At 59.1% G+C, this 7,808-nt stretch carries 5 protein-coding genes, 1 tRNA gene and 1 rRNA gene; 3 read left to right on the forward strand and 4 right to left on the reverse strand.

The window, feature by feature from the left end:
- Positions 1–73 precede the first annotated feature (73 nt).
- Positions 74–2,302 (forward strand): McrB family protein, encoded by a 2,229-nt coding sequence (locus G481_RS0116990; protein ID WP_211235225.1) that lies wholly within the window; start codon positions 74–76, stop codon positions 2,300–2,302.
- 11 nt (positions 2,303–2,313) lie between these two features.
- Complete coding sequence (gene mcrC, locus G481_RS24340) at positions 2,314–3,471, forward strand: 5-methylcytosine-specific restriction endonuclease system specificity protein McrC (RefSeq protein WP_211235226.1); 1,158 nt, start codon at positions 2,314–2,316, stop codon at positions 3,469–3,471.
- Here mcrC and G481_RS25235 read toward each other — a convergent pair.
- Together G481_RS25235 and G481_RS25620 are read right to left on the reverse strand one after the other, a co-directional pair.
- Complete coding sequence (locus G481_RS25235; protein ID WP_051294630.1) at positions 3,427–4,740, reverse strand: NUDIX hydrolase; 1,314 nt, start codon at positions 4,738–4,740, stop codon at positions 3,427–3,429. The genes mcrC and G481_RS25235 overlap by 45 nt on opposite strands.
- A gap of 84 nt (positions 4,741–4,824) precedes the next feature.
- Entirely contained in the window at positions 4,825–6,729 is a 1,905-nt protein-coding gene (locus G481_RS25620; protein WP_211235227.1) for an inositol monophosphatase family protein, read from the reverse strand.
- On the opposite strand from G481_RS25620, the gene G481_RS0117015 reads away from it, so the two are divergent.
- The gene (locus tag G481_RS0117015; RefSeq protein ID WP_028031080.1) at positions 6,716–7,339 is read left to right on the forward strand and encodes a recombinase family protein; all 624 of its coding nucleotides are present in this window, start codon (positions 6,716–6,718) and stop codon (positions 7,337–7,339) included. The genes G481_RS25620 and G481_RS0117015 overlap by 14 nt on opposite strands.
- A gap of 132 nt (positions 7,340–7,471) precedes the next feature.
- Here the strand turns inward: G481_RS0117015 and G481_RS0117020 are convergent.
- Both G481_RS0117020 and rrf read right to left on the reverse strand, forming a co-directional pair.
- Positions 7,472–7,548, reverse strand: a tRNA-Met gene (locus G481_RS0117020).
- A 41-nt stretch (positions 7,549–7,589) separates the two neighbouring features.
- A 5S ribosomal RNA gene (rrf, locus tag G481_RS0117025) occupies positions 7,590–7,704 on the reverse strand.
- Positions 7,705–7,808: the final 104 nt, after the last annotated feature.

A 7,808-nucleotide genomic window follows, 5' to 3' on the forward strand; every position in this document is an offset into this window, starting at 1 on the left:
TTGTTGAAGCCGATCACTAAGTTTGGCTTCAGCCTCACGGTTGACACATCAAAGTAATAACAGGTGCTTAGTAATGAACATGGGCGAGAAGATGTCTGAGAACGCGCACTCACCGAGATCCTACTGGCTTGTTGGCGCGAGCTACAATCGGACAGACGACCAGATGCCTCGTTTCCTGAGTGAAGGCATTTGGGAAAATGGCTACGACGACAAGTACCTTGACCTCGTGCGGTCCATGCAACCGGGCGACAGGATCGCGATCAAGTCGTCCTATACGCGAAAGCACAATCTTCCTTTCGACAATCGTGGCAATACCGTCTCGGTGATGGCTATCAAGGCGATCGGTACGGTCACCAAGAACCTGAATGACGGCAAGCGTGTCGAAGTGACATGGGTCAAGCAGGAGCCTCAACGCGAATGGTACTTCTACACGCATCGCGGGACAATTTGGCGGCTGGCGGCCGGAACTGGCGATTGGGGCGTAGACGGCCTGATTGCCTTCACCTTCGACGGGCAGACTCAAGACTTGGACCGTTGGCGCAATGCGCCCTACTGGCGCGAAAGATTCGGTGATGGTCCAGTCGCACAGAGATTTCTTTGGACGGAGTTCTATGGGGCAGTAGCTGAAAAACTGCTGAATTTTCGGACTGATCGAAAGCCCTTGATAGAGGGCATTCACAAGATCGCCACCAAAGTTCCGGGTCTTTCGTACCTCCAGGACAAATTTGCAGATGGAACGACGGGCCCACTGAAAGACATTTGCCCCTTCACAGCGATGGGTACCTTCAACCGGTCGATGACAGACACGAACAGGAAGGCGATAGCCGCTGAAATGGCCACGCTCCTTGGCGTGTCGGAGCCTGTTCCCGACACCTTCGACGGCATCCCCGTTCTCAACAATCAAAAATCCTGGTTCTTCGGATCTGCGGCAAAACGCGGCGAAGGTGATATCGATGCGCTCTGGCGTGTTTTCGCGGCAGCCGCCGAGTTCGTGGGGTCAGACATCCCCGAGCATCGCGCCGAGCTGGCCTTGGCCTACGATGCGGCCACCCGCGTGAGGGGCGTCAAATGGAATATAACCACTGGTCTCTATTGGGCGCATCCGTGGGATTTTGCGACACTGGATCTGCCTTCACGTTCCTACATCGAAGATCGCCTGAACCTTCCCGTCACCCAGGCAGGACAGAAAAAAACGATTGATGCAAAGGGATACTTAGCACTGGTCGACAACCTGAACTCCCGGTTCTCCGAGGACGACTATCCTGTGCATAGCTTCCCAGAATTGTCCCTAGCCTCTTGGAAATTCGGCGATCAAAAGGATGCAGAGCCAGATAAGCTGGACGAGGCATCACTTGCCGATCTCAATGAAGCCGAAGATCAGCAGCAGGGTGTCATTCAGCCGCCCCCCGCTCTCGAACCCTATTCAGTGGCAAACATCCTGAAAGATGGCTGTTTTCTGTCGCAACCCGAGATCGAACGGCTGCTGGAACGCTTGCGCACAAAGAAAAACCTGATCCTTCAGGGGCCACCGGGAACGGGAAAAACTTGGATCGCCAAGCGGCTCGCCTATGCCTTGATAGGCGAGAAGGATGACACGAAGATCCGAGCGGTTCAATTCCATCCAAATCTCTCATATGAGGATTTCGTACGGGGCTGGCGGCCAACCGGCGAGGGAAAGCTGGCACTCACTGACGGCGTTTTCATGGAGGCGATCCGCGCGGCTTCAAAGAAATCGACGTCGAATTTTGTTGTGGTCATCGAAGAGATAAATCGGGGCAACCCCGCACAGATTTTCGGCGAACTTCTTACGCTCCTCGAAGCTGGGAAACGGACCCCCACCGAGGCGCTTGAACTCTGCTATCCCGATGCCGACGGCAAGCGGCGACCGGTACATGTGCCTGAAAACCTGTATGTGATCGGAACGATGAACATCGCGGATCGTTCACTTGCCTTGGTGGACCTGGCATTTCGCCGCCGCTTTGCGTTCGTAACGCTGGAACCGAAGTTGGGGGATGCGTGGAGAGGCTGGGTTATCCAACACTGCGGCGTAGATCCGAACTTGGTGCCGGAGATCGAACAGCGCCTGTCAGACTTGAACCAGAAGATCGAGCAGGACTTGGGCGCTCAATTCCGGATAGGCCACAGCTACGTCACTCCGAACCATCGCCTCGAGCTCGGGGCGACGCGGGAATGGTTTGCGCAAGTCGCCGAAACGGAGATCGGTCCACTACTAGAAGAGTACTGGTTCGACTCCCCGAAAACAGCCAAGGATGCGCTCGAGAAGCTCATCGCGGGCTGGTAATGGAGGCCGGGTTGACTGCACCTGAGGATTGCACAGCCCTGCAATATGGGTACGTTGGCGCGATCCCGATAAGAAATATCTGGCTATTGATGCTCTATGCATCTGACCTGTTTCGTATAAGAGGCGCGAACAGTGCACGTATCGAGGATATGCCTGATCAACTTCCTGATTTGGTGGGAGAGATCCTTGCGCATGCTGTCGAGAAGCGACACCGGAGAAGACTGAGCTACGGACACAGAACGAGAACGGCCCCTCTCAACCGGGTCCGCGGCAAGATCGATGTTTTGGCGACGGAACGTCACCAGCTGTTGGCGCGTGGTTTGATCGCATGCAAATTCGAAGAGCTCACAGTCGATACGATCAGAAATCGCTTCGTACGTGCTGCTTTGGAACTGGTTGCGCGTGTTGCGAGGCGCTCAGACGTCATCCAGCGCTGCCGCAGGTTGGCGAACGATATGAAAATGATGGGGGTGTCCGGGACAGCGCCGACTTTACGCGAAATGAGCACGGACCGCTTTGGAAGGCATGATGTGGAAGACCAGGAAATGGTCGCAGCCGCCAAGTTGGTCTTTGAGATGGCTATTCCGGCCGAGATCGCCGGATCGCATAAAATGCCGCTGTCCGAGCGCGATGAGTATTGGGTGCGCAAACTCTTCGAGCGCGCCGTCGGCGGTTTTTTCCAAGTCGTCCTGTCGCCGACAGACTGGCATGTCAGCACGGGCGGTGCCCTGGAATGGCCAACCACGGGCGGAACAATAGGAATCGGGCGAATCCTCCCGGGCATGAGGACTGACATCGTTCTCGATGACAGAGCCGCCAAGCGTAGAATCGTCATCGACACCAAGTTCAACGCGATCGTGACGAAAGGGTGGTACCGGGGGGACAGTCTCCGAAGCGGGTATTTGTATCAGATGTACGCCTACTTGCGTTCACAAGAAGACTCAGACGACGAGTATGCCGACGATGCCGAAGGGCTATTGCTCCATCCCTCAGTTGGTTCGCATCTAGATGAGGCCGTCATCATTCAAGGACACCTGATCAGGTTTATGACAGTCGATTTGACGGCCAGCGCATCAGAGGTACGCAGTGAATTGCTGCGCGTGACTGAGCGGATAATGCCGCCGCTATCTGCCGTCGACAGCAACTGGGCGCCATCGGAACTCGGCTAACGTCAGGCTCGAATGTTCAAGCTCGTTGGTGCCGAGGAAAACCTGAACCGCCCAGTAGTGCAGCTGGTTCAGCTGTTCCAGAGCGTGCGGGTTCCATTGTGCCACAGGGTCATCGGCAAAATCGTTGAGAAGGTCGCGTGCTTTCAGGAACAGAGCCATCAATGCCTCGGACACGAAGTAATCGAGGTCATCTGCAAAGATCTCCTCCGGCCTGACGCCCATGAACCTTACCAGCGCCTGACCGAGGCACTGTGGTGTATGCCACCCCGACATGCGAACATAATCATCGCCACTGGCGATTTCCTGCGCCATGTTCCAGATCAGGTCCCATACAGCGTTGAAGTTGGTCTCGCCCTTGAAATAGGCGACAGCCGCTTCCATGACCCGCTGGATGAGGCCGAAGACGACGGACGGCGAACCAAGGTAATTCGGCTGTGACGCCTGAATAAGCATCTCCGCGAATGGATCGGTTCTCGGGCCGGTCGGGCCGTTGACGAGCAGTCCGCCGATCAGGTCGGCAATCTGGCGCTGGTCGGCTTCGTCATCGGTCTCGCTGTACTGTTCAGGATTACGGTTCACCTTCGCAGAGACCGCACGCCAACCGTTCGCCGACTTCTCGAAGCGGACCTGATAGATAGAGACCCCGGTCCAGCTTCTGTGCAAATGCAGGACCGGCTCCTCGAACCAGGCAAACCACTTTTCTTCCATGACGGTCGGCAGGAAACCCTTGCGGACCCGCGCCATTGCAGCCTCATCGAAGGACAGGTCGAGCGCGACCTCGGTTCGCTTGCGGGGAAACGGTTTCGTTTCCCAGTCCTCCTTGCAGGTTGCCGGTCGCCGATCCCAAGCCAACCGCTCGAGCACGTCCCGGGCCGCCCGAAGGATCGCGAGATCGCGATCTCGTCCCGTCTTGCTTCTTGTCTGGGAGATCAGATCCGCCGCCTCGTCGAAACCAACCCAGCGTGTCGCCGAGGTTTCATTCGTCGGCTTGCCCTGCTTGCCAATCGGGCCCGCAAGGAAGAAGGCCGAAGATGTGGTCGTCCCCGGGAAGGCCTCGGGGATCACGTCCAGCAATTCGACGTGATATCCGGTTTCTTCGAATGCTTCGCGGATGGCGGTTTTCGCAGGCGTTTCGCCGGGATCAGGGCGCCCTTTTGCGAAGGTCCAGACATAGCCGCCGAAGTGGCCGGATGGTTCGCGCAAGAGCACTTCACCTTTGGCGTTGATCAGGACCACGCCGTAAGCGTCGGCGTTCGGAATATCGTACATCGTGGAATCAGGTCCCTATCTCTGGCCTGATGATGCGCCTGGTCCAGGAATACGCCAAGGCCATGTTTTGTGCGTTCGCCGTGTTCAGGCAGTAATCTTGGTACGAGCGGCAAGAAGAGCCTCAGCAAGGTCCAAAGCGTCGTCCGGCCAGTATTCCTGCGGGCGGGGATGATGGACACCGCGTCCCTCGACTGGGCGGCACGTCAGGACGGCGTTGCGCCATTGCGGCGGGATCGCGTCACGACCCCAGCACGCACCGAGGAGCGCACCGCAGATTGCGGCGTTGGTGTCGGTATCGCCGCCACGCGCAACGGTCGTGACGACCGCTTCAGAGAGTGGCGCCCCTTGCATCAGGTGATGGAATGCATTCTGCAGGGCGGTAAGCACCCAGCCCATCTGACGATTGTAGTCCTCCGGTTCATGGCGGCGAGCGAGGGCAAGCCGCTCTCGCACGAGTTGGGCGCCGTCCCCACGGCCCGCATGTGTTTCCGCCGCCGCGCACATCTCCTCGGCCGTGCCGCCGGCCACGCCCGTGGCAATTGCTGCTGCAAAGGCTGCACTCGCGGCCTGGCAAACCGGGTGCGGGTGGGTTAGGCGCGCATCTTCGGCAGCCAACCGGGCGGCCAGTTCTGGATCCCCGGCGGCGAAGATGCCTACTGGGCTGACCCGCATCAGCGCGCCGTTCGACTGGCTGTCCGAGCGGGCGGGCCGGCCGGCGGCCAGCGCCGTAATGCCGGCGCGGGTTGTGCCCCCCATGTCGAAGGGACAAGACTTTGCCCATCTCACATAGGCGTGGCCGATCAACGCGGCATTGAACGTTCCGCCCGATAAGATCGCGCGAGCCAGCGCCAGCGCCATCTCGCTGTCGTCGGTCGGTTGCCCGGCGATCAGGTTCCAGGTGCCGCCATCGGTGAGCCGGGTGACGCCATGCGGATGGCTTCGGGCAATCTCAGCCGCAGACCTGAACTCCACCGCCGAACCAAGAGCATCGCCCGCGAGCTGGCCGAGCAGGCATCCCTGGGCGCGCGCGAGCCGGTCGGCATCAGCAACCCGATTCTTAATGTACACGCTTGTGCGCTCTTCGCGCGGCCCCGGACCGGGCCTGAGCGCGACAAGAGCCATCACGACCTCCTCGGGGCCGCCGATGCAGCCGTCGAAGCTCTGGCGCTGGTACTCGACTGGTCGTCCAGACCGCTGGACAAGTGTGCAACCCGCGCCGATCAGCAGGGCATGCCCGCCGGCGATGTCCCAATGATCGAGCCCTGCCACAAGGCTCACCGCGGCATCTACCTCGCCGACAGCCGCCAGAGCCAGACGGTAGGCCGGACTCGGGACTGCGCGGATCCGGAAACCGCGGAGCGTTTCGTGGTTGTGCCTCGCGTGTTCGGCAGCCTTCGCATTCATGGCGACTACCGGCGGAGTCGCGCAGGACTGGCGGCGTGCGGGCAAGCCGTTGCGTGTCAGCGCGCAGCCCTCGGCCCAGGAGATCAGGTCGCCGCGATCATCCGGGGCCAGCGGCGCAAAGACGACGCCGAGAATTGGGCGCCCTGCGCGCAGCAACGCGACCGAGATGGCCGATCCCCGACGACCGGCGAGGAAGTCAGTCGTACCGTCGTGGGGGTCCACCATCCAGACGTCGTTGCTCGAGGCTCGGGCATGGCCCGTCTCTTCGCCGACAAAGCCGCAGGGATGCAGCCCGAGCAGCCGATCCTTCAGGACCAACTCGATTTCCGTGTCAACCGGCGCCTTCGACCCGCTGCCGCGCGGCCCACCACGACGATGAAACTCGGCCCGGATCATCGAGCCGGCTTCCGAGACTGCCTCCACCACGGCCGGCAGCAGGGCGGCAACGGCAGGTTCAATTTTAGACTGGATCATCTCGTTCTCCTTTGCTTCGATGATCCATGGATACGACTTGGCCGGTGCCTGTGCGGATCGCTCGGGATTTTCCGGTCCCATCTTCCGGAGGCAAGAAATGCGCAACGCCATCGGCTTCTACTGGACGCTGCCCGTTCCATGGGCCGGGTTTACGGCCTTGCCAGAGGATATCGAGGCCGCAGCGAGAATCAGTCGCACGATCCGATATCAGTGCGAACTCATTAGGCAGTATGCCAGGAAGCATAAGTACCGTCTTGTCGCCGAGAAGGTGTTCCTTGAAATCGAACCTGATCGCGGCAGTGAATACATTGTCGATGTGTTGCGTCCGCTTGAGGCGCTCTGCCGCGCACAAGGCGCTGCGCTTCTTCACGTCGATTTCTCGGCGGTTCAGGGCTGCCGGAGCCACGGGCCTCTATCAGGGTGGGCTCAGCATGCGGACATCGACATCGAGACGGTTTACCCCGACGAGATACTGATCGAAGGCGAGGTGTTCGATCCGCACCGGCATTTCTCGGACTGGCGTCAGAAGCAGCACGAATGGACCATGAGCAAGCCAGATCGTATTGCAAAGGCAAGACATGAGGCCGACCAACTTCGCGCCGCAGGACGCACCCACAGATCGATCGCAACGGAGCTCAATGAACGAGATGTCAGAAGTGCCTCAGGCAAGCCGTGGACCGAAGACAGGATCCGCCAGCTGCTGAGGAATGCATCGAAATAGGCTTGTGCGAATTTACGAAGCGATATGAAGGACTTCGCACCCTCTTGCTTCCACAGTGCTTCCACGGGAATTGGAAACGCAAACGCCGCCCCGGTGGGCGGCGCTTAAGCGTTTCATAACGCGAAGATTTTTTGGTTGCGGGGGTAGGATTTGAACCTACGACCTTCAGGTTATGAGCCTGACGAGCTACCGGGCTGCTCCACCCCGCGCCGGGATTGAGATGTTGAGGAGTTTTTTCGGTTCTTATCAGGTCTGGCGGCGAGCTACTCTCCCACGTCTTGAGACGCAGTACCATTGCCGCGGCGGCACTTAACTTCCGAGTTCGGGAAGGGATCGGGTGTTTTGCTCGCGCTATGACCACCAGACCGGAGAAGAACCGAAGCACATCGGCGCTGTTTTCAGCGACTGTCTTAGTCAAGGTATTGTGTAGCATGTCTTCCAGAGTCTTGCTTTTTCTGGATGGATCAAG

The sequence above is a fragment of the Gemmobacter nectariphilus DSM 15620 genome, assembly GCF_000429765.1.
In the GTDB taxonomy this organism is placed as follows: Bacteria; Pseudomonadota; Alphaproteobacteria; order Rhodobacterales; family Rhodobacteraceae; genus Wagnerdoeblera; species Wagnerdoeblera nectariphila.

Excerpts from the sequence above, each read along its gene's own strand:
- G481_RS25235 (WP_051294630.1), bottom strand. The coding sequence starts at position 4,740 with ATGTACGATATTCCGAACGCCGACGCTTACGGCGTGGTCCTGATCAAC.
- G481_RS0117015 (WP_028031080.1), top strand. The coding sequence starts at position 6,716 with ATGCGCAACGCCATCGGCTTCTACTGGACGCTGCCCGTTCCATGGGCC.
- G481_RS0116990 (WP_211235225.1), top strand. The coding sequence starts at position 74 with ATGAACATGGGCGAGAAGATGTCTGAGAACGCGCACTCACCGAGATCC.
- G481_RS25620 (WP_211235227.1), bottom strand. The coding sequence starts at position 6,729 with ATGGCGTTGCGCATTTCTTGCCTCCGGAAGATGGGACCGGAAAATCCC.